At 69.5% G+C, this 25,510-nt stretch carries 23 protein-coding genes; 7 read left to right on the top strand and 16 right to left on the bottom strand.

What is annotated here, in order from left to right:
• Position 1: 1 nt before the first annotated feature.
• Genes Aco04nite_RS09330 through Aco04nite_RS09300 form a run of 7 tightly spaced genes read right to left on the bottom strand, consistent with a single transcriptional unit; the run spans position 2 to position 8,167 of the window.
• A complete protein-coding gene (locus Aco04nite_RS09330) occupies positions 2-1,321 on the bottom strand; it encodes a lipopolysaccharide biosynthesis protein (protein ID WP_212996796.1) in 1,320 nt (439 codons plus the stop codon).
• Positions 1,318-2,547: a glycosyltransferase family 4 protein gene (locus Aco04nite_RS49550; RefSeq protein ID WP_280519325.1), complete on the bottom strand. Its 1,230-nt coding sequence runs from the start codon at positions 2,545-2,547 to the stop codon at positions 1,318-1,320. The genes Aco04nite_RS09330 and Aco04nite_RS49550 overlap by 4 nt, the downstream gene beginning before the upstream one ends.
• The gene (locus Aco04nite_RS09320) at positions 2,544-3,701 is read right to left on the bottom strand and encodes a glycosyltransferase family 4 protein (RefSeq protein WP_212996795.1); all 1,158 of its coding nucleotides are present in this window, start codon (positions 3,699-3,701) and stop codon (positions 2,544-2,546) included. The genes Aco04nite_RS49550 and Aco04nite_RS09320 overlap by 4 nt, the downstream gene beginning before the upstream one ends.
• Positions 3,698-4,810: a non-hydrolyzing UDP-N-acetylglucosamine 2-epimerase gene (gene wecB / locus Aco04nite_RS09315; RefSeq protein ID WP_212996794.1), complete on the bottom strand. Its 1,113-nt coding sequence runs from the start codon at positions 4,808-4,810 to the stop codon at positions 3,698-3,700. The genes Aco04nite_RS09320 and wecB overlap by 4 nt, the downstream gene beginning before the upstream one ends.
• A complete protein-coding gene (locus Aco04nite_RS09310; RefSeq protein WP_212996793.1) occupies positions 4,807-6,057 on the bottom strand; it encodes a glycosyltransferase family 4 protein in 1,251 nt (416 codons plus the stop codon). Before Aco04nite_RS09310 ends, wecB begins: the two co-directional genes overlap by 4 nt.
• Positions 6,054-7,136, bottom strand: coding sequence for a polysaccharide biosynthesis C-terminal domain-containing protein (locus Aco04nite_RS09305; RefSeq protein WP_212996792.1), 1,083 nt, complete (start codon positions 7,134-7,136; stop codon positions 6,054-6,056). The genes Aco04nite_RS09310 and Aco04nite_RS09305 overlap by 4 nt, the downstream gene beginning before the upstream one ends.
• Positions 7,133-8,167 carry a polysaccharide biosynthesis protein gene (locus Aco04nite_RS09300; protein WP_280519324.1) on the bottom strand — a complete coding sequence of 345 codons (1,035 nt, stop codon included), beginning with the start codon at positions 8,165-8,167 and terminating at the stop codon, positions 7,133-7,135. Before Aco04nite_RS09300 ends, Aco04nite_RS09305 begins: the two co-directional genes overlap by 4 nt.
• Positions 8,168-8,267: 100 nt before the next feature.
• Here Aco04nite_RS09300 and Aco04nite_RS09295 point away from each other — a divergent pair, with 100 nt between their 5' ends.
• Complete coding sequence (locus Aco04nite_RS09295) at positions 8,268-10,073, top strand: DUF4012 domain-containing protein (RefSeq protein WP_212996790.1); 1,806 nt, start codon at positions 8,268-8,270, stop codon at positions 10,071-10,073.
• Between the two features lie 61 nt (positions 10,074-10,134).
• Positions 10,135-10,752: an LPXTG cell wall anchor domain-containing protein gene (locus Aco04nite_RS09290; protein ID WP_212996789.1), complete on the top strand. Its 618-nt coding sequence runs from the start codon at positions 10,135-10,137 to the stop codon at positions 10,750-10,752.
• Positions 10,753-10,813: 61 nt separating this feature from the next.
• Here Aco04nite_RS09290 and Aco04nite_RS09285 read toward each other — a convergent pair whose 3' ends face one another.
• Entirely contained in the window at positions 10,814-12,526 is a 1,713-nt protein-coding gene (locus Aco04nite_RS09285) for a DEAD/DEAH box helicase (RefSeq protein ID WP_212996788.1), read from the bottom strand.
• Positions 12,527-12,549: 23 nt separating this feature from the next.
• Entirely contained in the window at positions 12,550-12,798 is a 249-nt protein-coding gene (locus tag Aco04nite_RS09280) for a hypothetical protein (protein ID WP_203840500.1), read from the bottom strand.
• A 207-nt stretch (positions 12,799-13,005) separates the two neighbouring features.
• Here Aco04nite_RS09280 and Aco04nite_RS09275 point away from each other — a divergent pair, with 207 nt between their 5' ends.
• Entirely contained in the window at positions 13,006-14,718 is a 1,713-nt protein-coding gene (locus Aco04nite_RS09275) for an alpha/beta hydrolase (RefSeq protein ID WP_212996787.1), read from the top strand.
• A gap of 225 nt (positions 14,719-14,943) precedes the next feature.
• On the top strand, positions 14,944-15,264 hold the full coding sequence (locus Aco04nite_RS09270; protein WP_212996786.1) for a hypothetical protein: 321 nt from the start codon (positions 14,944-14,946) through the stop codon (positions 15,262-15,264).
• Between the two features lie 1,550 nt (positions 15,265-16,814).
• Here the strand turns inward: Aco04nite_RS09270 and Aco04nite_RS09265 are convergent.
• The 3 genes from Aco04nite_RS09265 to Aco04nite_RS09255 all read right to left on the bottom strand — a co-directional run bounded on the left by Aco04nite_RS09265 (position 16,815) and on the right by Aco04nite_RS09255 (position 19,611).
• Positions 16,815-17,177 (bottom strand): hypothetical protein, encoded by a 363-nt coding sequence (locus Aco04nite_RS09265; RefSeq protein WP_212996785.1) that lies wholly within the window; start codon positions 17,175-17,177, stop codon positions 16,815-16,817.
• Between the two features lie 391 nt (positions 17,178-17,568).
• Positions 17,569-18,795 (bottom strand): VanW family protein, encoded by a 1,227-nt coding sequence (locus Aco04nite_RS09260; protein ID WP_212996784.1) that lies wholly within the window; start codon positions 18,793-18,795, stop codon positions 17,569-17,571.
• Between the two features lie 51 nt (positions 18,796-18,846).
• Complete coding sequence (locus tag Aco04nite_RS09255; RefSeq protein ID WP_244875841.1) at positions 18,847-19,611, bottom strand: SDR family NAD(P)-dependent oxidoreductase; 765 nt, start codon at positions 19,609-19,611, stop codon at positions 18,847-18,849.
• 91 nt (positions 19,612-19,702) lie between these two features.
• Here Aco04nite_RS09255 and Aco04nite_RS09250 point away from each other — a divergent pair, with 91 nt between their 5' ends.
• Entirely contained in the window at positions 19,703-20,254 is a 552-nt protein-coding gene (locus Aco04nite_RS09250; RefSeq protein WP_244875840.1) for a TetR/AcrR family transcriptional regulator, read from the top strand.
• Here Aco04nite_RS09250 and Aco04nite_RS09245 read toward each other — a convergent pair.
• On the bottom strand, positions 20,251-20,778 hold the full coding sequence (locus tag Aco04nite_RS09245; RefSeq protein ID WP_212996782.1) for a GNAT family N-acetyltransferase: 528 nt from the start codon (positions 20,776-20,778) through the stop codon (positions 20,251-20,253). The two genes, Aco04nite_RS09250 and Aco04nite_RS09245, sit on opposite strands and share 4 nt — an antisense overlap.
• Positions 20,779-21,013: 235 nt before the next feature.
• On the opposite strand from Aco04nite_RS09245, the gene Aco04nite_RS09240 reads away from it, so the two are divergent.
• Positions 21,014-21,592, top strand: coding sequence for a TetR family transcriptional regulator (locus Aco04nite_RS09240; RefSeq protein WP_212996781.1), 579 nt, complete (start codon positions 21,014-21,016; stop codon positions 21,590-21,592).
• Here the strand turns inward: Aco04nite_RS09240 and Aco04nite_RS09235 are convergent, their stop codons facing one another.
• The 3 genes from Aco04nite_RS09235 to Aco04nite_RS09225 all read right to left on the bottom strand — a co-directional run bounded on the left by Aco04nite_RS09235 (position 21,593) and on the right by Aco04nite_RS09225 (position 24,418).
• A complete protein-coding gene (locus Aco04nite_RS09235) occupies positions 21,593-22,381 on the bottom strand; it encodes a cupin domain-containing protein (RefSeq protein WP_212996780.1) in 789 nt (262 codons plus the stop codon).
• A 62-nt stretch (positions 22,382-22,443) separates the two neighbouring features.
• Complete coding sequence (locus Aco04nite_RS09230; RefSeq protein ID WP_212996779.1) at positions 22,444-23,064, bottom strand: TetR/AcrR family transcriptional regulator; 621 nt, start codon at positions 23,062-23,064, stop codon at positions 22,444-22,446.
• Positions 23,057-24,418, bottom strand: coding sequence for an FAD-dependent oxidoreductase (locus Aco04nite_RS09225; protein ID WP_212996778.1), 1,362 nt, complete (start codon positions 24,416-24,418; stop codon positions 23,057-23,059). Before Aco04nite_RS09225 ends, Aco04nite_RS09230 begins: the two co-directional genes overlap by 8 nt.
• A gap of 129 nt (positions 24,419-24,547) precedes the next feature.
• On the opposite strand from Aco04nite_RS09225, the gene mtnP reads away from it, so the two are divergent.
• On the top strand, positions 24,548-25,390 hold the full coding sequence (gene mtnP, locus Aco04nite_RS09220) for an S-methyl-5'-thioadenosine phosphorylase (protein WP_212996777.1): 843 nt from the start codon (positions 24,548-24,550) through the stop codon (positions 25,388-25,390).
• The last annotated feature ends 120 nt before the right edge of the window (positions 25,391-25,510 follow it).

The raw sequence follows: 25,510 nt of genomic DNA, 5'->3' as shown, positions 1-25,510 counted from the left end.
CTCAGGCCTCCCCGCGGGTTCGCGATCCACGCCGGTGTGCTGCTACCCGTCCCGGCAACCGGCCCAGAGCGCTCCGCATGAGCACAAAGGACACTGCCGCGGTGACACTCACCGCGAGCGCCGCGCCTCGTTCAGCGAAGGCCGGCACCAGAACGGCCAGCAGAACGGCCAGCACGGCGGTCGCGGCGCTCTGCACATAGGCAACCGTCAACGGCCGGCCGTGTCCGCGCAGCAGGTCGGCGCACACCTTGGAACAGGGCATGAATACCGCTGCCGGCGCGAGCAGCCAAACCAGTGTCACGGCATCGCGGAAATCGGCCCCGAAGACCGTCGGCACCAGCCACCACGCCGTTGCGGCCAGGACGGCCATGAGCGCGACGCTCAGAGCCGCGCTCGCGCCGATGGCACGGCGGCTCAAGCTCACGGCTCCGGCCGCGGACTGATCGGCGGACGCGAGACGGGGAAAGGCAACGTGCCCCACAGCGGCGACCAGCGGGACCGCGAGATTCGTCAACGATGAGGCGACGGCGTAGTGACCGAGGGCGGACGGTGCCACGGTGAAAGAGAGCACAAGCTGGTCCATCCGGTTCACCGCGAGGTCCGGCACCGAGTTCGCGACCTGGCCGGCACCGTACCGGGCGATCGGAGCGGTGAGTCCGGCACCGGCCCGGCCCGGGATGAGTCTCTGGACGCGGCAGTAGCCGTAGGCCAGCGTCGTCTGCGCCGTGGAGGTCGCCAGCAGCGCCACCAGGGCAGTGATGAGGTCGAGGCGCCCCGCGAGATGCAGCCCTGAAACGGCGACTAGGTACAGCGCGGGTTGCGCGACGCGCACGACGTTCCAGCGATGAATGTTCGTAGCCTGCAGGGCGGCGTTGCAGCTGAAGCCGGCGAGTATCACCGCGCAGGTGATGGCGGTGATCCGGTAGCCCGTTACGAGGTGCGGCTCGGACCGAGCGAGCAGCGGTGCGGCGGCGAACCCCGTCAGGACGACCGCCGCGCCGGCGACCGTGGTCAGAACCCGTGAGGTGGCGAGGTAGTCCCGTCCTCGCACAGGGTCGCGCGCGACGAAGTACGTCGTGGCAGCGGACATGCCGAGATCCCCGACGGTGTAGGCGACGATAAGCCAGACACAGATGGCGGCGTAGTCACCGCGGACGCTGGGACCGAGACTCCGGGCGATGAGAATGCCCGCCAGTCCAGCGGCCAGGGTCGCGCCCGCGTTGAAGATGGCCGTCCGGACCACGCTGCGGCCGAATGCGGAGCCGGTGACGGGGTCGAGCGGTGGTGCCACGGCATCCGGGGCCTCGGGAGGTGAAGTCATGACACGGTCGCCCACTGTCCGCGCGACGCACTGTGGTAGACGTCGACGAACCGGCGCAGGCAGGCGTCCGTGGAGAACTCCGCGACACAGCGTTCCCGCCCGCGCTTCCCGGCCAGCCCGCCGGCGCCGGCCAGGGCGGTGCTGACCCGGGCCGCTACCGCCGAGGCGAGGTCGGCATCGGCATCGGCATCGGCATCGGCCAAGCCTGCGAGCCATCCGGTCAGCCCGTCGACCACCGTTTCCCGGGCTCCATGGGTCGCGGTGGCGACCACGGGCAGTCCACAGGCCATCGCTTCCAGCACGGCAAGGCCGAGCCCCTCTTCGTACGACGTCTGCAGGAACACGGAGGCACGCTGGTACAGCCTGATCAGCGCGGCTGGCGTCGGATCCTCGTGGATCCGCACCCGGCCGGCCAGGCCGAGCCGGGAGATCAGGGTGGTGAGCGTGTCGGGGACCGCTGCGTGGCCGGCGAGGACGAGCGGCGGCGCGGAGTCGTCCTGCTCCACCAGCCGGTGATACGCACGGATCATGGTCGCGAGCCCCTTACGGGCATCGCCGAGACGGCACACCGTCAGCAGGTGACCGTCGCGGCGCCAGCCACCGGCGGCGGGAACGAAGGTCGCTGTGTCGACACCCGGCGGTAGTTTCAGCACCCGCTCCTGCCCGGCCGCGCGGACATGGGCGAGCATCGCTTCGTTCTCCACCAGGACCGCGTCGGCCCGGCACAGCGCAGCAGACTCGACCCGGGAAACGCCGGCGGTCATCCCCCGGCGCCATGTCCGGAGCAGGGGGCCTGCGGCGGAAAGCTGAGACGCGCGCTCCCAGGCCGCGAGCGTCGCCACCTGAAGGATCACGGGCGGCCCGCAATCCAGCACAGGCGCCGCCCACGCCGGAGATCCGGCGACCACCTGAATCAGGTCGTAGCCGCGCAACGCCTCGGTCAGCTCCCGTCGAGGCAGGTAACGCAAGGTCTCGATCTCGACACCCCCGGCTCCCCAGTGCTCGTGCGGCTCAGGGTCGGTCCGCGAGGTTCTCAGGCTCGTCCGCCGCCAGGTGGCCGGGCTGCTGATGCGCCTGCTGGCCTCGTCGAGCGACGACGTCGCCAGATCGTGCACGTCGGCGGTCATGCCGTACCGGGTCTCGAGCCCCGAACGCAGCCAGCGGGCGACCGCAGGAACCCCGCCGCCGCCCGAGAATCCGTGGGTCACTAGGGCGATTCGGGTCAACGGACGGTACTCCCCTCGCGGATCTGGTCCAGCACGTTCGGGTTCGCGATGCCGGCCCGCCACCGGCGGTAAGCCGCGCCCGCCCGCTCCCGGGCGCGCAGTCTTTGAGCGGGGGTCATCGCCGCGATCCGGTCCAGTTCGGCGCCGAGCTCGTCCGAGCCCATGGCGGGCAGCACCCGCCCGCCCCCGGCATTCAGCACGTCGTTCCACGGTGTGCGGTCGGTGCAGATCACCGGGCAGGACGCGGACAGGCTCTCGGCGATGACGTGCCCGAAGTTCTCTCCCCGGGTTGGGAACACAAAGGCGTCGTACCCGGCGAACGTGGCACGCACCCGGTCGGGCGCCAGCTCACCTCGGTACCTGACCACGATGTGGGCACCGACGCCGTCGATCAGCGCCCGGCATCGCGCCCAGTAGGCGCGGTCCTCGATCGGGCCGTAGATGTCGAATGTGACCGGGGCGGATACGTGATGCAACGCGGCGAGAGTCAGGTCGAGGTTCTTCTTGGCGGAGATCCTCCCGATGTAAGCCAACCGGACATCGGACATCGTGGGCAGCGGATCCAGCGGATCCAGTGGCAGAGCGACCTGATCAAGGCTGATCTCGACGTCGGCCCAGGGGTACACAGATCTGATCTCTGCAGCCTCCTCGCTGGTGGAGGCGTGCCAGCGAACCCCGGACCGGCCAAGTACGGGCCTCCACGCCCGCAGGAAAGTCCGTTTCTTCGTCGCCTTCAGTGACAGTGCGCCCGGGGACAGTTCTCCGCGCGGGGCAATCAGCAATCTGCCGGACCGCAGCAGGTGTAAACGCATGGCAAGGATCGGGACCAAGGTGAACCACGGTGAGAAGAAGCTGTTGACGTACAGGAGGTCGAATGGGATGTCCCGGAGCTCACGCCAGAGTCGCAGCCAGTGCCACGGAGCCCAGGGATTCAGATAGAAGATCCGGGTGCGGTCACGGTCCACCCACCGGCCGGAGAGGCCGGGGTAAGCGGTAGACGTGCCGTGGTCGCGGTCGCTGGTGACGAGGATCGCGTCGATGCGGTCGGACATGGTGTCGAGCATCTGGGCGAGGGAGCGGACCGGGCCGCCGCCGCGGAAGCCGGGTTCGAAGACGCCGCAGGTCATCAGGACCCGGTAGCGGTCGTCGGTCATCGGCGGATTCCGGCCCAGTCGTGGTGGCGGCGGACGGTGGAGAGGATGAAGCGGACGACGCGGGCCGAGGTGTCCGGGATTTCGTAGTCGGCGGGGCAGGCCGTGCGGTGGGTGGTCGCCAGGTCGATGGCTTCGAGGAGACCGGCGGGGTCCAGGCCGGTCATGATCGTGACGCCGGTGTCGAGGGCTTCCGGGCGTTCGATGGATTCGCGCAGGGAGACCGCGGGGAAGCCCAGGATCGCGGATTCCTCGCTGATCGTGCCGCTGTCCGAGAGTGTGCAGCGGGCGCGTAGTTGCAGGTGGACGTAGTCGAAGAAGCCGAAGGGCGGGTGGAACGTCAGGCCGTCGAGCAGTGCCGGGTCCGTCGTGGCCCGTTCCAGGCGGTCACGGGTACGCGGGTGCGTCGACACGAGCACCGGGAGTCCCCACTTCTCCCGGACCGCGTGCAGGCAGCCCAGTAGCCGGGCGAGGCGGGCGGGGTCGTCGACGTTCTCCTCGCGGTGGGCGCTGACGACGAAGTAGCCGCCCGGTTCGAGGGCGAGGCGGTCGAGGACCGGGCTCGCGTCGATGCGGGGGCGGTAGTGGTCGAGGACCTCGCGCATCGGGGAGCCCGTGTGCAGGATGCGGCGGGGGTGGAGGCCTTCGGCGAGCAGGTTGCGGCGGGCGTGTTCGGTGTAGACGAGGTTGAAGTCGCTGACGTGGTCGACGAGGCGGCGGTTGGTCTCCTCGGGGACGTTCTGGTCGAAGCAGCGGTTGCCCGCTTCCATGTGGTAGACCGGCACCTTCATGCGGCGGGCCATCAGCGCGGCGATGCAGCTGTTGGTGTCGCCGAGCACGAGCAGCGCGTCGGGGCGTACCTCCTCGAGGGCCTTCTCCACGCCGGTGAGGACGCCGGCGAGGACCGCGCCCAGGGAGGTCGTGTCGACGGCGAGGTTGCGGGACGGTTTCGGGAGTTCGAGCTCGTCGAAGAAGACGTCGCTGAGGGCCGGGTCCCAGTTCTGGCCCGTATGGACGAGGGTGTGCTCGACGGTGCGGTCCAGGGTGACCAGCACGCGGGAGAGCCGGATGAGTTCGGGGCGGGTGCCCACCACGGTCATCACGCGGGTCATCGGGCCGCCCCCACCCTGTTGTGCTTTTCGGCCGAGGAAACCAGCATGTCCTCGAGCTGGTCGAGGCCGGCCCGGCGGGACATCCGGGCGCGGTAGGTGTCCAGGGCGTTGCGGCCCATCTCGGCGCGGGCAGCGGGTGACAGGGCCGCTGCTTGCCGGAACCGGGCTGCCAGGGCCTGCCAGTCCTCCGGCGGGCAGGCGAGGCCGGCGCCGCTGCCCTCGACGAGTGCGGCGGAGTCGCCGGGGACGGACACCAGGACCGGGGAGCCGCAGGACAGTGCGGCGGGCAGCTTCGAGGGGATCGTGCCGTGGAAGATCGGCAGGTCCTTCAGCGTGACGAGCTGGTAGTCGGCCGCGGCGTAGAGGGCCGCCATCTCGGCGACCGGCAGGCGGCCCAGGAAGCGGACGTTGTCGGCGCCGAGGCGGGCGGTCAGGGTGCGGGCGTCGCTCTCACCGATCCCCGAGCCGGCCAGGACCAGGTCGACGTCGTCGCGGGCCGCGGACGCCGCGCGGATCGAGTCGCCGATGTTCTGGAACGGGCCCATCGCGCCGGCGTACATGATCGTGCAGCGGTCGCGGTGACCGAGCCGGGCGCGGGCCGCGGGGTCGATACCGACCGGGCGGAAGAGGGACTCGTCGGCCCAGTTCAGCACGACCCGTACGCGCGAAGCCACAGCACCGCGCGCGACGACCAGGTCCCGCATCGACGGCGCGATGACGGCGATGGCCGACGCCATCCGGTAGGTCCGCCGCATGGCCGCGTGCAGCACCGAGCCGGCCAGCCGTCCGGCCACGCCGCCGGGGAGCATGCCCGAGGACGTCACCGACTCCGGCCAGATGTCCTGGACGTGGATGACGACCGGAATCCCCCGCAGCAGGCGCAGCAGGGCCGGGGCCGCGACCGCCGTCGCCGGGGTCAGGTAGACGTAGACGACGTCGGCCTCGCCCAGGTAGCTCAGCGCGGCGGCGGCGCTGCTGGCCGCGAAGGACAGGTAGTTGGCCGCGCGGCGGGTGCCGGAGCGGTCGTGGCTCGGGTAGAGCGGCACCCTGCGTACGGTCACGCCCTCGACCGTCGCCGTGTCGTGGCGGCGCTGGCGGTATCCGGGGTAGAGCTTGCCCGCGGGGTACGTGGGGTAGCCGGTCAGGACCCGGACCCGGTGGCCGCGCCCGACCAGACCCGTGGCGAGGTCGGCGGGGATGTACGCGGGTTCCGGCGGGTACCACTGGCTGACGATGCCGATCTTCACGCCACCACCCGCTCCGGGAACGTGTCGGGTTGTCCCGGGTCGAAGACCTCGTTGGACCAGAACATGGTCAGCAGGTCGGAATCGCCGATGTTGGTGATGCTGTGCGCCCACATCGCGGGCATGTCGACGAAGGCGGGGCGCTCACCGCGTACCCGGAAGGTGTGGATGTCGTCGTGCAGCACCCGGCGTACCCGGATGAGGGCCTCGCCGCGCAGGACCAGGAAGCGCTCCACCTTGGCCAGGTGGAAGTGTTCGCCGCGGGTGATCCCGGGGTTGGTGGTGGAGACGAACGTCTGGCCGCCGCCACCGTGCACCTTGACCGCCTCGACGAGGTCGCCGCGGGTGTCGCTGTGGCACGGCAGCGGGAACGGCGTGGTGGCCGGGAAGAGGTGCGAGCGGTAGGTGTTGAACAGCCGCACGTCGAAGCGGCTGGTCAGCGATGGGATCTCCCCCATCGCGTAACGCGCGGCCATCTCCCGCAACCGGTCGAGCAGGTCACCCACGCCGCACGGGGTCGGTTCGGCGGCGGGCAGCCCGGCCAGCAGCGCCGCGGCGTCGGTGGCGTGCAGCAGGTCCAGCGTCCGGTCCCGGTCGACGCGCGGCGTGTTGCCGTCGGCGAGTTCCCGGCAGAACGTCGCCACCACCGAGTTGTAGTGGGGCCGGCCGTGCTCCCCGAACAGGTTCGGCAGCCGGATGTCCTCGAAACGGGACCCGGACCATTCGGTGGTCTCGGCGAGTGTGGCGGCTGCGGCTGCCTTCCCATCACCGTACGCAGTGCCGTTGCCGGCCTGGATCGAGTCGGCGAACACCACGGTCTTGGGCGGTGTCGCGCACCGCCGCAGCCCCGCCGCGAGCTGATCGGCGAGTTCGCGGTTGCCGAGATCCGCGTCGCCCCGGTTGACGCCGGCGACGTGCAGCACCCGGTCGGCGCCGCTGAGCAGGCCGGCGAGCCGGTCGGGGTGGCGCAGGTCGGCGCGGGTGACGGCGATCGGGTCGGGCAGGCCGTGAGCGCGGGCCAGGACCCGGACGTGCCAGCCGAGGAAGCCGTTCGCGCCGGTGAGGATCAGTGGGGACGTCATCCGGCAGCCACCAGGGTGCCCAGCTCCGCGCGAATCTCCGGGAGGGTGAGCAGCAGGGCCTCGATCTCCGGTACGTCGAGCCGTGGCGCGTTCGCGGAGTTGAAGTCGAACAGCCGCTCGGTCCCCGCCTCGCCCTCCTCGACGTACGGCGCGTAGTTCAGGTCCCGGGTGTCCAGCGGCACGCGGAAGAACTCGCCGAGGTCCCGGGCGTGCCGGAGCTCCTCGCGGCTGGCGAGGGTCTCGTCCATCTTCTCGCCGTGCCGGATGCCGAGGACCTCGATCTTCGGGGTGACGCCGAACAGGTTGCCGAGCGCGAGCACGAGATCCCCGATGGTGCAGGCGCTGGCCTTGCGGATGAACACGTCACCCGGGACGGCGCCGGTGAACGCCCGCTCGACCAGCTCCACCGACTCCGCGAGGGACATGAGGAACCGGGTCATCGCGGGGTCGGTGACGGTCAACGGGCGGTTGGTGCGCAGCTGCTCCACGAACAGCGGGATGACCGAGCCACGCGAGTACATGACGTTGCCGTACCGCACGCAGGAGACCGTGGTGGGCGAGTCCGGGCTGGTCCGGGCGTGTGCCTGGGCCACCTTCTCCATCAGTGCCTTCGTCATGCCCATCGCGTTCACCGGGTAGACGGCCTTGTCGGTGCTGAGCAGCACGAGCGACCCGACGCCGTTGCGCTCGCAGGCCTCGACGACGTTGGCGCTGCCCAGCACGTTGGTACGCAACGCCTCCAGCGGGAAGAACTCACACGACGGCACCTGTTTGAGGGCCGCGGCGTGGAAGACGAACTCGACACCGCGGGTCGCCTTGCGCACGGTGTCGCGGTCCCGGACGTCGCCGACGTAGTAGCGCACCCGGTCGTCGCGCAGGCGGCCGCGCATCTGGTCCTGCTTGGCCTCGTCGCGGCTCAGCACGCGGATCTCCGCGGCACCGGCGGCGAGCAGGTGGCCGACCATCGCCTGTCCGAACGAGCCGGTGCCGCCGGTGATGGCGAAGCGGCGGCCGGAGAGCGGGACGGGCACGGGTGCCTCCCTTTCGATGGGCGAAAGAGCCTGTAAACGCATTATGCGGACTTGACTGCTCTGTGTCCCTAAAATCCATTTTGTTACTGAGGAGGAGCGCGTGACACAAGGCCGAAGGCGTCGTTCGAGGCGCCGACATGTCCGCAGAGCGCTGGTCGCCGCCCTGGTCGTGGTGGTCGCGGGCGCCGGGGGGACGGCGTGGGCGGGGATACGGGCGCGCAGCTCCCAGGACCATCTGCAGGAGGCGGCCGTCCTCGTACGCCGGCTCCGCGCACAGTTGCAGACCAGCGACCCGGCAGCCACCGGGACGCTCGCCGCACTGCAGAGCGAGACACGCGCGGCCCGCAAGGATGTGCACGACCCCGTCTGGCAGGCGGGCACCCGGTTGCCCGTAGCGGGTGACGACCTCGCCGCCGTGCGGACCGTCGCCGACGCCCTGGACGACTTCGCCCGCGACGGGCTGCCGCCGCTCGTGGAGACGGCAGGCTCGATCCGCCTCGACAGCCTCGCGCCCCGCGACGGCCGGATCGACCTCGAACCGATCGAGCGGGCAGCGCCGAAACTCGCGGCGGCGGACGCGGCGCTGCGCCGGGCCCGGGAACGGGTCGACGCCATCGCCGTGGACGGGCTGGTCGGCCGGGTCCGGGCGGCGGTGACCGGGCTGCGCGACGACCTGCGGCGGGCCTCCGCGCTGACCGCTGTCGCCGCGCGCGGCTCGGCCCTGGTGCCACCGATGCTCGGCAGCGCGGGGCCGCGTACCTATCTGGCGCTGTTCCAGAACCTCGCCGAGGTCCGGGCCACCGGCGGCATGCCCGGCGCCTACGTGGTGATCACGGCGAACGAGGGCCGGATCACGATCACCGACCAGGGCTCGGCCGCGGCGGACCTGCGCACGTTCGCCGAGCCGGTCCTGGCGCTGACCGCGTCGGACCGGGCGCTCTACACCGACAAGATGGCCACGTTCCCCGCCGACATCAACGTGACACCGGACTTCCCGACCGTGGGGCGGCTCGCCCGGGAGATGTACCGGCGGCGGACCGGGACGACCGTCGACGGCGTCTTCGCGACCGACCCGGTGGCGCTCTCCTACCTGCTGGGCGCCGTCGGCAAGGTGAGCGTGCCCGGTGGTAAGGATCTGACCGCGGCGAACGTGGTGTCCGTGCTGCTGTCCGAGACGTACATGACGAAGTCAGCACCCCAGGAGCAGGACGCGTACTTCGCCGCCGCCGCGAGAGCGGTGTTCGAAGCGGTGGTGGCGCGTCCGCTGAAACCCGCCGCGATGCTGGACGCGCTGACCCGCGCGACCGCCGAGCGCAGGCTGCTCCTCTGGAGTGCCCATCCGGCGGAGAACGAGTTGCTCGCGGGCAGCGCCCTGGCGGGGGTGCTGCCGGCCAGCGACGGCACCGAGCCGACCGTCGGGGTCTTCCTCAACGACGGCAGCGGGGCGAAGCTCGGCTACTACCTGACGCAGCGGGCCGCCCTGAAGGTCACGCCGACGTGCCGGCGCGACGGGCGGCGGGAGTTGACGCTGACGGTCACGCTCGGGTCGGCGGTGCCGGGGTCGGGGCTGCCGGAGGCCGTGACGGGGCTGGCGCTGGCGGGGGATCCGTACGTCGTGCGTACCAATGTGTCGGTCTACAGCTCGACCGGGGGCAGCATCGTGGGGATGCGGCTGGACGGGTCGGCCGCGGCGTTCGGGTCCGGGACGGACCGGCGGCGGGCGGTGGGGATCATGACCGTGGATCTGCGGCCGGGTCAGCGGCGGTCGCTGGAGGTTTCGCTGCTCACCGGCATCCCGGCGGGCGGTTACGGCACGAGCGTGACGCCGAGGTTGCAGACGACGCCGGGGATCACCCCATGGGACCAATCGGTCGATTCGGCGGACGGATGCCCGCAAGATCGGTAAGTTTTCTCGTGAGCTAATAAACACTTTCATGTGCTTCTGTAGTGAATTGTCGGGGGACACCGTGCGCGTACACCGCATCCTGGGGCTGCTAGTCGCCGCCATCACCGCAGTTCTCATCGCACCGGGAGTCGCCCACGCGGCGCCGTACCCGGTGGAACCGCCGGCCTCCAACGTCTCGGACGGCACCGTGTCGGACGGCGGCACCGTGACCTTCACCGCGTCGGGGTTCATCCCGTTCGAGCGGGTCACGATCACCATCAGCTACGGCGGTGGGAACTCGTCCGCGGCGTTCACGTCGCGTCGTGACGACGGTTTCGTCCTGGCCGCGGTGACGCTGCCCCGGCGGGCGACCATCACGGCCACCGCCGACGCCCAGGGTTCCATCAGCGTCGAGGTTCCCCTGACCGAGGTCGGCACGGCCACGCTGATGGCCACCGGGGTCACCTCCGGCGTCACGATCACCCAGAACGTCAAGGTGCTGGACAGCGATGACAGTGACAACGGCGGGAACGGCGGCGGGGACGACAGCGACGACACCGATGACGAGTCGGCGGCGCTGCCCACGACCGGGCCGTCGGGCACCCCGTTGCTGATCGCGCTCGCCGGCGGTCTCGGCGCCATCCTGGTCGGTGCCGCCCTGCTCTTCGCGACCCGGTCCCGCCGGCGCGGCAGCCTCTGACAGCCACACATGAAAGCGGGGCCCGGTCACGTGACCGGGCCCCGCTTTCATGTTCCGCGCCTCAGTTGGGACGCTCGCGGCGCACGGTCGCCTTGCGGCCGCGGATCGTGGCCCGGCGCAGGGCGGCGATGACCATGTCGGCCGACCGCTCCGGGACCTCGACCAGGGTGAACCGGTCCGAGATCTGGATCTGGCCGATGTCGCGGGCGCTGAGCCCCGACTCGCCCGCGATCGCGCCGACCATGTCCTGCGGGCGCAGGCCGGCCCGCTTGCCGATGCCGAGGAACAACCGCGCCGAGCCGGCATTCGCCGGACGGCCGGCGCCGGGACGGCCACGCCGCTCGTCGGGGCCCCGGTCGTCGTGGCGCGCGCCACGGTCCCGGCCGCCCTTGTCGCGGGGGCTGCGGGCCACCGACGGGATCTCGACGTCGTCACCGTCGCCGCCGGACGCCTCGTGCAGCATCTTGATCGCTGCCAGCACCACGGTCTCGAGGTCGTGCTCCTCGGTGAGCTTGCCGAGCACCCCCCGGAAGCGGTCCAGGTCGGGGGCACCGAGGTGCTCCTCGATCGCCTCACGGGTCTGCTCCTGCCGGCGGGCCCGCAGGTCGGCCACCGTCGGCACGTTCTCGATGGCGATCGGCTGGCGGGTGAGCCGCTCGATCGCGGCGATCATGCGCTGCTCACGCGGCTCGGCGAGGGTGATCGCGGCGCCCTCACGCCCGGCCCGGCCGACCCGGCCGATCCGGTGGACGTACGCCTCCGGCGCCGACGGCACGTTGTAGTTGACGACGTGCGTCAGCTGCTCGATGTCGAGACCGCGCGCGGCGACGTCGGTGGCGACCAGCAACTGCGTGGCCCCGTTGCGCAGCCGCCCCATGACCCGGTCACGCTGGTCCTGGCTCAGCCCGCCGTGCAGTGCCTCCGCCCGGTAGCCCCGGCCGTTGAGCAGCTCGGTGAGCTCGTCGACCTCCTCCCGGGTGCGGCAGAACACGATCGCGGCCTTCGGCGCCTCGATGTCGAGCACCCGGCCGAGCGCGGCCGGCTTGTGCGCACGGGCGACGAGGTAGACGCTCTGCCGGACCTTGGGCATCTCGCCCGGCGCGGTGGTCGCGCGACCCATCTGGATCCGCACGGGATCGTGCATGTGCTGGCGGGCGATCGTCTCGATGCGCGCCGGCATGGTCGCGGAGAACAGCACGGTCTGACGCTCGTCGGGCGTCTCGGCGAGGATCGCCTCGATGTCCTCGGCGAAGCCCATGTCGAGCATCTCGTCGGCCTCGTCGAGCACGACGGTGCGCACCCCGGCCAGGTCGATGGTGCCGCGGCCGATGTGGTCGAGCACCCGGCCGGGCGTGCCGACGACCACGTCGACGCCCCGCTTCAGGGCGAACAGCTGCCGCCCGATCGGGGTGCCGCCGTAGACGGGCAGGACGCGCACACCGAGCGCGCTGCCGTACTTGTGGACGGCCTGGGACACCTGCTCGGCCAGCTCGCGGGTCGGCACCAGCACCAGGGCGGCGGGGCCGGCGTCGGGCTCGTGGCCCAGGTCGAGGTCGAGGGCGTTGAGCAGCGGCAGCGCGAACGCGGCCGTCTTGCCGGTGCCGGTCGCGGCCTGCCCCAGCACGTCACGCCGGTCCAGCAGCGGAGGGATCGCCTCCCGCTGGATCGGCGTCGGCTCCTCGTACCCCAGACCGGAAAGGGCCTGGAGCAACTCCGGTCGCAACGCCAGACCGGCGAAGCCGAACGGCTCCTCCTCGACGGGGTACTCAGTCATCATCAGCTCCGGGTTCGCGTTCGTCACTCAGCCGGGGCGTCTTCGTGCACCGGCTCGTCCACCGGAGAAGCCGTGAGCAGCTCCAGCTCCCAGCGCTCGGCGAGCGTGTCGCCATCCTCCTCCTGCTCCAGGTATGTCCGGACACGGACACCCAGGCCGAGCTGGCTCGCGGCGCGCAGATGCTCCACCACGTCGTCGATGCTCGTCAGGTAGTGGGTGGCGATAAGTTCGGGGGCCGCCTCGATCTCGGCAGCCTCTTCTAGGTCAGTCACGACGTCAAGGGTAGAGCGGTCGCTCCGGCGACGCAGATCCGCTCGCCCCTCAACCGGCATATTGCCCGGTAAAACACTTTTATCCCCCTCCCACGTGGCCCGCCTCACACCGCGCGAAGCTTCCTAGGAACCCTTCGTTGACATCGACGGTGATTGTTGCGAATCTTCGTCGACTGCGTTACGGCGTTGTTTCGTAGCTATCCGTGCATGAGGGGCCTGTTCATGTCACCGCGCTTCCTGGTCACCGCCCTGCTGACGGCCGTCACCCTGGCCGTGCCCACCACCCGCTCCCCCGCCGACACCTCCTGCGCCACCACCGGATCCGTCGACTTCGGCGTCGACCTGGCCGGCGCAGGCTGGAAATTCCGCACCGGCGACGACCCGGCCTGGGCCGACCCGTCGTTCGTGGACACGGGCTGGCAGGAGTGGACCGTGCCCGACAACTGGGGCGCGAGCGACCTGTCCACCTATGACGGGTTCGCGTGGTACCGCAGGACCTTCACCCTGCCGGAGCGACCGGCCGGGGTCACCGACTCCGCCGTTGTCGCCGCGCTGGGCAAGATCGATGACGCGGACCAGACGTTCCTCAACGGCACCGAGGTCGGGCGGACCGGCGGCTTCCCGCCGGGTTTCGACTCGACCTGGGAGGTTCCCCGGGAGTACTACCCCGCCGACGGCCTGCTGCGCTGGGGTGCGGTGAACGTGCTGGCCGTACGCGTGTATGACGGCACCGGCGGCGGCGGTTTCTACCAGGGCCCGATCGGGCTCTTCTCCAAGGCCCGGCTGCGTACGCTCGCCGGGGTGACCGGCACGGCCGCGAACCGTACGCAACTCGCCCACGCCTGCGCCGTCCTGAACGCCCAGCACCGCGCCGTGGCCCGGGGTGACCTGCGCGCCTACGCCGCCACGCTCGCCCCCGGCTTCTTCCACCAGGGCGACACCACCGCCCGCCGCCTCGCCGACCTGCGCGCGAGCGGCCCGGTCACCCTGAAGGACGACCAGGCCGAGGCCTTCGTCGACAACCAGGGCCGGCTCGTGGTCGACACCATCCGAAGCTGGGGCAGCCAGGAACCCGCCCGGGAACTGCTCTACCTCGACCCGCGCAAGAACGCCGAACTCGGCGACCACGCCCGCTTCTTCCGGGACAGCTACGACTCCACGGCGATGGGCCGCCGCACGCAGTTCAACGTCTACCTCCCGAAGAGCTACACCCGGAGCACCGCGAAACGCTTCCCCGTCGTGTACATGCTCAACGGCTTCAACGGCAGCAACATCGAATGGGAAGCGCGCGACATGGACGCCGTCCTCGACCGGCTGACCACCGAGGAGGCCATCGTCGTCTTCCCCGACGGCGACAGCGGCTGGTACGTCGACACGTCCGCGGGCAACTTCCGCTCGATGATCGTCGATGAGATCGTCCCGCTGGTCGACCGGGCGTACCGCACGATCCCGGACCGCGACCACCGCGGCATCAGCGGCGTCTCCATGGGCGGCCAGGGCGCGTTCACCCTCGGACTGACCCACCCGGAGCTGTTCAGCTCGATCGCCAGCCACATGGGCGCACTCAGCCTCGCCCCGCTCGTCGGCACCCCCGCCGAGCAGGCCGCCAACGCCGGGCTGCGACCGCTGACGATGGTCGCCGCACTGCCCGCCGCGGAACTCAACCGGCACACGTACTACTTCGACGGCGGCGACCAGGACGACTACCGCTTCGGCGAGGCCGCGAAACAGATGAGCGTCGCCCTGGCCTCGAAGGGCGTACGCCACGACTACCAACTCGGCCCGGGCCGCCACGACGACGCGTACTGGCTGCCCAAACTCGACCGCTCCTTCAGCCTGCACAGCGACCAGTTCCGCGCCCACCCCTACCGCCAGCCCCACGAACCCGAGCCGCCGAAATCCCCCTACCTCTGGCCGTGACCGCGGCTCCCCCGCCACGCCGAGGCGAAGCTGTCATTTCGACCGGTTGACTGTCGGTCTTCTGTCGATCGTTGTCCATGGATTGACATGGTGTTCGGCGCGGTCGCAAGGTGGACCGGCCCAAGTGGACCGGAGTACCGCTCGCGGAAGTGAGTCTGCTCATGCCACGTTCGTCGTGGCGCTCAGCACGGTCCGACGACGGTACACAGTTGTTAGCATCAATGCATGGCAGGCGCTCGCGGCACCCGGGGACGAGTCGCGATCAGGAAAGCGGCGCTGGCGATTCTGCTGGTGTCGTTGATCCTGGCGGCTCTGGTTCCGTATGGCCTCTACGTCTACAAGATCGGGCGAGCCTGGGACGGGCCACCACCCTTCCGCGCTTGGATCTGGTTGGTGGGTGCTCTCGTGCCATTCTGGATCTTCAGCGACTACATCGAATGGCTGATCGGCAAGCAAGGCGTCGAATGGGAGGACCGCTACGTGGCGCTGGTTCCCCTGATCATCGGCGACATCGTGCTGGGAATCGGTTGGTGGGTCCAGCACTGACGCACCCGACCGCCCCAACACCAGCTTCGGGGCGCCAGTCACCCTCGGCAACCCCACCAGCCTTTGACGCCGACCACCCTTCGGCTGACGGCCGGCCCGTCGCCGAAGGAAGCCCTGCGCTGCAGCGAGCACGTCGCGGCAGAATAGCATGTCAGGTTTGGCATGGAGAAATAGGCGGATGATCGACCCCAACAAACACGAGTGCGCATTCGTACCTATTTTCCATTCGCGCAACCTAGTTTCATGCCCCCAAGCCGATTTGCCCTGCGCTCGTATCTGGGGCGGCTCATCGAGGCGCCTGCTAGAGTGCTCGAAGTTGGTCGGACGGCGCTTCTTGAACAGGGAGAGCCCTACGGTTGAGGGGCGACTGCTGTGGATTGCAAATTCTCCGAATTCTCGTACGGGTACGCCGCCATCAGGGAGGCTGAGTCCGTGATTGGGCAAATCTATCGCCAACACGGAGCTCCGGTGCTGCCGTCCCTAATCCAGGAGGAAGAACTAGGATACGACGCCCGAATCCCTTTTGTTGACTATGCACTGTTTCTGCAGTTTAAGAGGACCGAATATGTCAGTAGGCGGCATCCGGCGTCCCCCACGTGGGAGCACGTCAACATGCCGCACTATCGATTCACCATTGACACGGCCGGTCATCAGCATGCTGCGCTTGCTCGACTCGAGGCTCGGTTGAACTCCACTCCTGGCAGCGGCGAGGTCTTCTACACTGCTCCGACATTTCACCTTCAGGAAGACTTTGATCACGCTTATGGGTTCGGGGAGGTCCTAGAGAGATCGAGCATCGTCTTGCCCAGCGAACTCGAGCAAAATGTTGGAGTTCACCACTTCGTGGTGACCGCGGAAGGAGAAAGCCTCGTGCTTTCGCAGCCGCGTCCTCCTCAGAAACAAGTGCATTGGTCGACGCTACTCAGTGCGGCCAACGACCGTGCTGGCGCCGCTCGAGAGAGAGTGCGACATGACTCTATGAATCTCGAGTCCCTTGAGGATGCACTGCTGGATAGCCTATCGCTGATCAGGCCGCGGTTTGACCGAGATCTGAGTGCTCCTAGAAGCCGCCGAATTCAAAGACTTGCTGCGGTCCTCGGATGCGGGCTAGCCCTTTTCACATTCGACGCTGACTAAATTCGGATCGCTCAAGCTTCGATCTGGCCGAGGCATGCAGCCAGCGCTGTCATCGGCATGAGAGCGTGCCGCCGGAATAGTGGTCGAAGATCGGTTTGTTGCTCGATCGCGGCAGGGTTGCTGCCATTGCCGAGGCGAAGTACGGCATGGGCGGGCCTCGCGAAGAAGACGCGCAGGATTTCCTCCGTTACGCAGGAATGCCTGCCTGTGTCCGGCTCGTACGCGTAGAGCCATCACGTCGCCCATGTCGCGTCCGTTCCCGCCGGGCTCGCCACCGATCGTGGACTGACCTATCGCAGCACCGGCCGGCAACCCTCGGAGCTGGCCGCCGCCTCTGGTTGAGTGCTTTCACGTGCGCGCGTTGCTTGTCGTGTCACGCCCCGGGGTGTGACGCAGAGTCCGGTGTTCGTGGGTCAGTAAGCGGCGGCGTACTTCACCAGCCAGCGGTTGGTGAACCGGCCCCAATCGAACAGGTCACCGGCGGCACGCCTGCGGTCACGCTCATATTCGGCGACGGCCTGCGCCCGGTGGGAGTTCGCCTCACGGAACAACGCTCGTGCGGCCTCGATCCACATCAGCTTGCCGTCCGGTGTCCGGGCTTCGGGGGAGTCGCGCCGCAAGCGGGTGGTGTGGCCGAGAGCTTTTCCGAAAGCCCGCCGGACCTTGTGCTCGCGCCGGAACTCTTCGGTTGCCGGGGAGTAGTTCCGGCGCCGTGTCGGGTCACGCATCCACGCCAGTTCAACGGTCGTGAAAATCTCCAGCTGAGCGTATTTCATTCCTTTATTGTTCTCAGGGAGTTCCATGATCGGAAGGGTGGGTGTGCCATTGTCGGGTTGAGGGGGATCACACAAATTCGAATGGCAGATAGCGAGTATTCGGATAGCCGTGAAGTGGTGGCGGATGGATCCCGGGAGGCGATCCTGGTGCTCACCGCGCCACGAATTCGTTGGCCGTCTTGCTGTCATCGGCAGAAGCGAATACCTGGCCATGCGGCTTCGACGGGCGGTGTGTGAAGCGGCCGGCAGCGTCGCGTTCTGGAATCTGCTGTGGCGAGCGGCCCGGTCTACGAGCGTGGTGGGAACGTACTGACCGGGTCCCAGGGCAACGGCAAGTGCGACGGCCACCACATGCGCAGCGAAAGCTGACACTCCGATCATTGTGGCCGGTTCAGTCGAGGCCCTGGTAGGTCCAGTTGAGGGTGTCGGTGCCGGTTTCCTTGCCGTCCTGGGTGATGGTGCGGCGGACCTGGATCGCGAAACCCGTGCCCACCGGCCGGCGCGGCCCGGTGACCGAGTCGACGATTCGGTTGCCGGTGTGGCCGTAGAGGGCGACCGTGATTCCCGTCGGGGTGCTGTGGACGCGGATGACGACGGGGGCGTCGGTGGGGTTGTGGATGATCTGGTCGATGGCGCGCCAGTCGAGGGTGGCTTCTCGGCCGGGTGGGTAGCGGCTGATGTAGAGGCTGTGGGGCTGGTGGGTGCGGATGTCGAGGCCGGCGAACCAGGCGGCGTTGAACAGGGTGGTGGAGAATTGGGAGACGCCGCCGCCGAACTGGTCCTGGAGCTCGCCCTCGACGATGGCCGGGGCGGCGACGAAGCCGCGGGCGGCGGTCCGTTCCCCCGCCGTGTCGTTCAGGGAGAAGGTGCCGCCGGGCGGGATGATCGTGCCGTCGACGATTTCGGAGATGCGGTCGATGTTGGTGACCCGGGGCGCGCAGCACGGGTGGTAGGTGGTGAACGTGCCGATGAGCTGGTCGACCCCGGCGAGCTTCGGGGTGTCGTCACCCGCTTCCGTCGCGGTGACCGCGAAGGTCACGCCGGTGCGTCCGGCACGCATGGCTTCCGAGATCGACCGTACGCCCGCAGCGGCATCAACCGCACTCCCCGCCCGCCCCACCTCGACGGTCACCCCGCGGCGTGAGGCCGTGTAGGAGAGGTCCTCCTTGCCGTCGAGCACCTTGCGGGGCGAGGCGAGGGTGACCGACCGGTTGCGGGGCTTCTGCTGGAACTCCGCGAGCCGCTCGGCCAGGGCTGTCCGGGCGCTCGCGGGCACCACGAGCACGGGGGTGACGTCGTGGCGGGCGGGTTTCGGCCAGCGCAGCCAGGAGTGGCCGATGCCCGCCCGGGTGGCGGCCACGTCGAGGCGGATGCCCAGGTCGGCCGGGTGGAGCCGGACCACGGACGAGGCGACCTTGGCGGTGACGACCTGTTCGACCTTGTCGCGCACCCGGCCTTCGAGGGTGGTGGTCAGCTGCTCGTCGCTCTGGCCGCCCACCGCGACGCCGGCCACGAACGTGTTCGCGGGGACGGTTTGCGACGGGCGTACCAGCACCGCGGCGGAGCCGCCCGCGGCCAGGACCAGGACGGCGGCCGTGACCAGCACAGACTTTCTCATCAAACGATCATGCCGGGTCGATGATCGACCCGGCATCCGCACAATGACTGCTCAGCGTGCGAGGTATCCGCCGTCGACGTAGAGCTCGGACCCCGTGATGAACGACGCGTCGTCGCTCGCGAGGAAGACGATCGCGGCGGCGACCTCCTCGGGCTCGCCGAGCCGGCCGAGCGGGGTGGTCTCGATCAGCGGGGTGCGGTCGAGGTCGTCACCCATCAGCGGCGTCACGATGAAACCGGGGTGCACGCTGTTGACCCGTACGCCGAGCGGCGCCCACTCGATCGCGATGTTCTTGGTCAGCGTCCGGACCCCGCCCTTCGCGGTGTGGTATGCCGGTGACGAGCCGAAGCCGCCGGACGTGCCGAAGATGGAGCTGACGTTGATCACGGAGCCGGAGCCGGACGCCTTGAGCAGTGCCGCGGCGGCCTTGGTGCCCAGGAAGACGCTGGTCTGGGTGACCGCGATGACCCGCTGGTAGGTCGCCAGCGAGGTGTCCTCGAGGATCTCCTTGTGGTCGATCCCCGCGTTGTTCACCAGGATGTCGAGACCACGGAATTCCTCCTCGACAGTCGCGACGGCCTGCGCCCAGTTCGCCTCGTCGGCCACGTCGAGGTGTACGTAGAGCGACCGCCCGCCGTTCTTCTCGATCTCGGTGGCCACCTCGAGGCCGAGCGCGTCCTGCACGTCGGCGACGACCACGGTCGCCCCCTCGAGTCCCATCCGCAGTGCGGTCTGCTTGCCGATGCCGCTCGCGCCACCGGTCACGAGTGCTGTCTTGCCGTTGAGCCGGGCCATGATCTGATCTCCAAGTGCCACAGGTTCGTCGTCGATTCCGGCGTACCCTGGAATGACTTGACGATACGTCTCGTATCGTCATTAACGCAGTGTGATGTTGGAGACGTTTCCCATGACCCGCCCGCGCACCGGCCCCCGGCGCGACCCCGAAGCCCAGCGCCGCGCCCTGGCCGCGGCCGCCGAGCTGCTCACCGAGCTCGGCTTCCACAAGGTCACCATGGAACGCATCGCGGAACGCTCCGGCGTCGCCAAGATGACCCTCTACCGCTGGTGGCCCAACAAGGCCGCGATCATCACCGACGCCGTCCGCGACACCCTCGCCCCGGCCACGACCCCGGACACCGGCTCGGTCACCACGGACGCTCGCACCCAGCTCGACGCCCTGATCAAGGTCATCGCACCGTACGGCGACGCGAGCGTGACGGCCGCGGCGATGAGCTCCCGCGGCGAACAGGGCCGCGCCGACCTCGCCGGCATCCTCCAGCCCTGGCACGACAGCCTCGTCACGATCCTCGAACGCGGCCGGACCCGCGGCGAGCTCGCCCAGGACTTCCCCGTGACGGTCACCGCTGACGCCTGGATGGGCTACGTCGTCTACCGCGTCGTCTTCCTCCAGCAGGACATCACCGAGGCCGACCTGACCGCCCTGGTCACCGCCCGTTAGAGCCGGATCGTGGTGAACAGCGTGGTCCCCCGCTCCGCGTCCACCACCGTGCGCGCGGTCTCGGTGAACCCGACCTTGGCGAGTACCCGGCGAGAGGCGACGTTCCAGTCCCAGACGGTGGCCCACAGCCGCTCGTACCCCGACGCTCGCGCCCATTCCAGCACTGCCCGCGCGGCCTCGGTCGCATACCCCTGACCCCACACCCGCCGCAGCAGCTCGAATGCCAGGTCCGGCTCCTCCGGCGTCCCCCGCCCGCCGTCGAAGAGCCCGCAGTAGCCGATGACGTCCTTCGTGGCCTTCCGCTCGACCGCCAGCAACCCGGTCGACCAGAACTCATCGTCACGGATCGAATCCTCGAGGTCCCCCACCGTGGGCCGCCCCTGCGCGTCGATCCGCCGATGCGGCGGCACCCGCGGATCCCGCTCGGTCCACAGCTCCCGCTGAACCCCGGCCTCGGCCACCCGCCAGGCCCGCATCCGCAACCGCCCGGTCTCGAGCACAACCGCACGCCCCGCAGCATCCACAACCACCACTCTCCCACGGGGTAGGCGACCGGATCGGACCGCTCGCCTGCCGGAGCTACGGTCGAGACCCACGAAGCAGGGGAGGACCAGGATGGCTGTCGGCAGTGAGCAACGACGCGAGGAACGCAGGTCCTGCATCGCCCGCCAAGCCGTCATCGATTTCCGGGACATACAGGTAGCGGCTGACGATCTCCGAAGTTGATGACGTCTCCCCGCGGCTGGGTATCTTGATGCCATGCCTCGGTGGGAGCACGGTAGTGAGGAGCGGTTGAAGCAGGCCGCCATGGAGTTGTTCGCGGAACAGGGTTTCGAGGCCACCAGTGCCGTTCAGATCGCGGAGCGGGCCCGCGTCACCACCAGGACGTTCTTCCGGTATTTCGCCGACAAGGAAGAGGTGTTCTTCGCTGACGCGGACGCTCTCAACGAGGCGCTCGTCCGGGAGCTCCACGAGTCGGCCGACGTGGCAGAACCGCTGCTGGCAGTGGCCGGGACCCTGGCCGGTTTCGACTGGGAGAAACTCGGGTCACGCGAAGCCCAGCGCCGGCGGAACGCTTTGATCGCGGCGAACTCCGAGCTGCTGGAACGCGAGCTGAGCAAGCACCAGCGGATGGCGGCCGGCTTCAGCGACACGCTCCGCGAGCGTGGCGTCGACGCCGCCGGTGCCGAGCTGGCCGCCGCAGTGGGGATTCAGGTTTTCCGTACGGCATACCGGCAGTGGCTGGAAGGCAGCGACGACACCGACCTGGCGACAAGGACCGCAACGGTGATGTCGCTGCTCGCCACGATCGTGCCGGCGGCCGCGCGGCTGCGCTGATCAGCCCGCCAGGGGAGAACGGCTCAGCAGACGCGAGCGGTGGGCGAGCTCCGCGTCGTCGGGAAGCATGGTCGGATAGATGTCGGCATCGAAGAACTGCGCGAACGGAAGAGTTGCCAGCGTCCGCGCCGCTTCCTCCTCATCCGCGGCGATGATCTCGACGAAGGTGGCACGCCGGGCCGGGGAAACGTAGTGTGCGCCGACCTTTCCCTGCGAACGAAGCACCTCCAACTGCTTGTGCTCGTCCTCCCTCAATGCGTTGAACTTCGCGAGGTCCGTGTCGGGGCGCAGTGCGCCGACCACCATGAAGGTCGGGGTCGCGGGAGGATCCGCGTACTCCGAGGAAATTTCGGTGGCATACCTGCTCCACAGCGGCGTCATGGTCTCGGGCGTCATCGACTGCCCGGACTCGACCATCGCCTTGAGGTCGCGGAAGTACTGCACGTACAGGTCCGGCGTGAAGGTGGAGAGCATGACCGCCGTGTCGTCGCCCGGATTGGCGAAGGTGTGCGGTGCGCCCGGGGGGACGATGACCCAGGTGCCGGGGCCCGCGACGTAGTCGTCCTCGCCCACGGTGAACCGCACCTCGCCCGCGAGCACGTAGAAGCCTTCGTCGTGCTGGGCGTGACGGTGCTGGATCGGCCCGGGAGTGTGCGGCAGCAGGGTGATCTCGCCGACCCCCAGGCGGTGCCCGGTGTTGCTGCCGTTCTCGAGGATGCGGATCTGCGACGGCCCGTTGTTGGCGATGAGCTCACCTTCGCCGGGACGGACGATCGTGACTGGAGCCATGGTTACGGCCTCCTTGAGGTAGCATCCGCGACCTGATGTCGCGTCGTGACATCACCGTAGCACTAATGTCGCGTCGTGACATCAAGGCCGTCGAGGGCCGGTGCCGGGCCGGTCAGGATGTGGTGCATGAGGGGGCGGATCCAGGCGGTGAGCTGGTCCCGGCTCAGGTCGGCCATTGCCGGGGCCTGCATCACGTAACGGGTCATGGCGAGGCCGAGGATGAGCGCGCCCAGCAGGCCCGCGCGTTGCAGGGGGTGGTCGACGGCGAGGGCACCGATCGCGGGGGCGACCTGGGCGGCGAAGACCTCGCGCATCGCCTCGGCGGCGGCGGGGCTGCCGGTGCTGGCGCGCAGCAGGGGCAGGAACGTTCCTTCCTCCTCCCAGACCGCGAAGAAGCGGGGCAGGAGGACGTCGGCGAGCTGCTCCGGGCGTACGGTGGAAAGGTCCGGAAGGCGCAGGTCGAAGTCGGCGGCCGCGGCGAACAATGCCTCCTTGGTCTTGAAGTAGCGGACCGCCATCGCCGGGTCGACGCCGACGTCCGCCGCGACCAGCCGCAGGGTCGTGCGCTCGTAGCCGTCGCGGCCGAACCGCCGCCGGGCCGCGGTCAAGATCTGCTCACGGGTACGCGCGGCGTCACGGCGTCGCGGCGGTTCCGGCAAAGAAGGGCGGGGTGAATCAGGCATGGGTCCAGCGTGCCAGGGCCGCTTGCCAGCCTCGCGGGCCGTTGTCGGTCAGGTCACCGGACCAGGCGATGTAGCCGTCGGGGCGGACGAGCAGTGCGGGCCCAGGGCCGGTCCGTTCCTGTTGCGCGACGGGGGTGTCCAACGGCGGGGTGCGCCGCGGGCGTACCAATGTGAAGACCGGCGTGCGCACCTGGGCCGCGCGGGTGCCCACCAGAGAGCCGCGGCCGTACCGCAGGCCGGTGCCGGCGAAGCTTCCCGCGACCAGATCCCGGACAGCGGGCACCGCCAGGACGCGAGGTGCGAGACGGTCGCGCAGCCAGCGCGCGGGCCGGGGATGCAGCACCACCGCGCGCATCATCAGACCTGATTGCCGCAGGACACGCCTGCCGATGGGATGACGTTCCGATTGGTACGTGTCGAGCACGGCCTCGTTCGCGCCGCCGAGCACCGCGTCGAGTTTCCAGGCGAGGTTCGCGGCGTCCTGGATGCCGGTGTTCATGCCCTGCCCGCCGACCGGGGAATGGACGTGCGCGGCGTCGCCGGCCAGGAACACGCGCCCGTGGCGGTAGTCGCGGACCTGGCGTTCGTCGCAGTGGAACCGGGACTGCCAGCTGATCTCCTCGACGCCGAGGTCGCGGCCCAGGCCCCGGGTCAGGACGCGCTGGACCTCGCCGTCGGCGATCGGCTCGGTGTCGGGGACCTGATGGTTGCGGTCCCAGGTCATGCTGCGGAACCAGCCGTCGCCGTAGGGTGCGAGGAACGCGAACGAGTCGGGCTGGGAGCCGACGGTGAGGCCGCCGTCGGACGGGCCGCGGGCGAGCCGGACGTCGGCGAGGACCACCGACGACAGGACGGTCCGGCCCGGGAATTCGGCGCCGAGCAGGCCGCGTACGGTGCTGTGCGCGCCGTCGGCACCCACCACGTACGCGGCTTGCCAGGTCCTGCCGTCGCCGGTGGTCACGGTGACCGAGGTCGCGTCCTGGGTCAGGGCGGTCACCTCGGCGCCCCGCACGATCCGGGCGCCCTGGTCCTGCGCGTAACGACCCAGTGCCTGATCGACCTTCGCCTGCGGGGTGATCATCGCGAACCGGTAGCGGGAGTCCAGGTGGGAGAGATCCAACCGGCCACCCCCGAAGAGATTGACCGCTTCGGTACGCCCGGACGTGGCGAGCAACTCATCGGCGAGACCGCGGGCGTCGAGCACCTCGAGCGTGCGGGCCATCGTCGCGAACGCCCGACTGGACGGGTTGATCGACGGCCACCGCTCCAGCACCGTCACGTCCCGCCCGGCCCTGGCCAGGTCCCCCGCCAGGGTCATCCCGGTCGGGCCGCCACCCACCACGAGCACATCCATGACGCCTCCTAAGTCACCAATCGGTGACTTGACCGTACGCCGCGGGGCAGATCAAGTCAACGTTCGGTGACCTGCGCCGCCCGGCACTCGTAAGAGCGCCGTAATGCCGATCCGGATTACGGTCGGGCCATGGCGGACATCGGAGTCATCGGCGGCAGCGGACTGTACGACCTCGACCTGCTTCAGGAGGTGGAAACGGTCACGCCGAGCACTCCGTACGGGGATCCCAGCGGGCCGATCACAGTCGGCACCATGGCGGGCCACCGGGTCGCATTCGTGGCCCGGCACGGTTCAGGGCACCGGCTGTTGCCGAGCGAGGTTCCGTACCGTGCGAACATCTTCGCCCTGCGCGCACTCGGCGTCCGCCAGATCTTCGCGATCAGCGCCGTCGGCAGCCTCGCCGAGCGCTACACCCCCGGCACCCTCGTCGTGCCCGACCAGCTCGTCGACCGCACCAAGGGCATCAGAGCGGGCACCTTCTTCGGCGACGGCGTCGTGGGCCACGTCCCGATGGCGGACCCGTACTGCTCCCGCCTGCGCAAGGACCTGCTCAGCACCGGCGTCACAGACGGCGCGACCTACTGCTGCATCGAAGGCCCACAGTTCTCCACCCGCGCCGAGTCGAACCTCTACCGCTCCTGGGGCCTCGACCTCATCGGCATGACAGCCGTCCCGGAAGCCGCCCTGGCCCGCGAGGCCCAGCTCTGCTACGCCTCCCTCGCCCTGGTCACCGACTACGACTGCTGGCACGACAGCGCCGCGAGCGTCACGGTCGACCTGGTCGCCCAGACCATGCGCGCCAACCTGAACGCCGCCCGCGAGGTCCTGACAACGGCAATCACCCAGGCCGATCCCGACGTCCGCTGCACCTGCCACACATCGCTGACCTCGGCCGTGATGACCGACCCGGCACTCATCCCCGACGAGACCCGGACCCGCCTCGGCCTCTCCAGTTGGCAACCGCAGCACTGAACGGTGCGGAATGTAGCTCGGCCCGGCGCCCGGCGGGCCGTGACGCCGGGTCCGGGGGTGGCGGTGGCGCCGCGTAAGGTCGGGGCGTGAATCCCGCTGACCTCCAGAAACTTCGATCGG

Source organism: Winogradskya consettensis (assembly GCF_018332715.1).
GTDB classification, from domain to species: Bacteria; Actinomycetota; Actinomycetes; order Mycobacteriales; family Micromonosporaceae; genus Actinoplanes; species Actinoplanes consettensis.
This window is presented reverse-complemented; position numbering and strand designations above follow the sequence as displayed.